Genomic DNA, 864 nt, shown 5'->3' with positions numbered 1-864 from the left:
GAACCAGTTAAAACAGACAGGCCCGTTTTGCACCGCCAATGTCCTGTTTGCAAAAAGGGAAGGCTGCATACCATTTTGGTATTTAATGATCGTGGTCCACCCGATAACTGGCGTGTTTTACTAAAAGACAAGAAACTGAATATGAGCAACTAAAAATGAAGCTGCACAAGTAGCCTGGCTCTGCTATGGCTTAACTTTAAAATGAATTGATAAAACTCAGAAACTGTAAAATAAAACCACTAAAAAACTATCAAAAATGTTAGAAAAAGAGTAAATGCTATATATTTTGACCACATCAATCACAGCCTAGCCACCAAAGAACCTTCCCTAAACGTATCGTTTTACCCATAGTACGGCAAATCAACCGGATTCGTCAACACAGAATTCATTTTTGGCCTATCGGCAAAACGAATTCTTAGTTATTGTGTTTAGTTTTTTATTTCAATGTTTCTTTAATATACTCAACATCTTTTGCGTTCAACTCAAACCATTCTCCTCTCAATCTTTTTTCCGAATATGTATTATGTAAGGCTTTCTCGATACTATCCGCAATTTTCCTAATTGGAAACTTTTTGGAAGCAATCATTTCTATTGTAGGTTTTTCACTTTGTAATGTACGTTCTCTATATTCGGGATTGTTAGATATTCCAATTTTGTAGTAATTATTACTTATATCGTGCATTAAATAAACAAAACAAAAATCAGTTAAAGTTTCTTTAATTGGTTCATTTTGTTTTAGTTCAGTTGGTTGATATCCAGATATTGAGGTCATTTAAACTTTTTGCTTTTCATTTTCTTTAGGAATATTGCCATAAATGATAGATAGTTGAAACCCAACCAACTTGCAATGGTTGTGTCAAATCT

At 33.3% G+C, this 864-nt stretch carries 1 protein-coding gene and 1 pseudogene; one reads left to right on the top strand and one right to left on the bottom strand.

Features of this window, described 5'->3' with window-relative positions; translation table 11 throughout:
* Positions 1-153 (top strand): annotated as a pseudogene (locus ACFFU9_RS16255) (IS91 family transposase); the annotation flags it as partial.
* 283 nt (positions 154-436) lie between these two features.
* On the opposite strand, the gene ACFFU9_RS13795 reads toward ACFFU9_RS16255, so the two are convergent.
* Positions 437-772, bottom strand: a complete 336-nt coding sequence (locus ACFFU9_RS13795; RefSeq protein ID WP_379862067.1) for a GIY-YIG nuclease family protein — start codon at positions 770-772, stop codon at positions 437-439.
* Between the last annotated feature and the right edge of the window lie 92 nt (positions 773-864).

The sequence above is a fragment of the Mariniflexile ostreae genome, from assembly GCF_042427585.1.
GTDB lineage: Bacteria > Bacteroidota > Bacteroidia > Flavobacteriales > Flavobacteriaceae > Pseudalgibacter > Pseudalgibacter ostreae.
The sequence above is the reverse complement of the archived record's forward strand: the minus strand, read 5'-3'. Positions and strand labels throughout refer to the sequence as shown.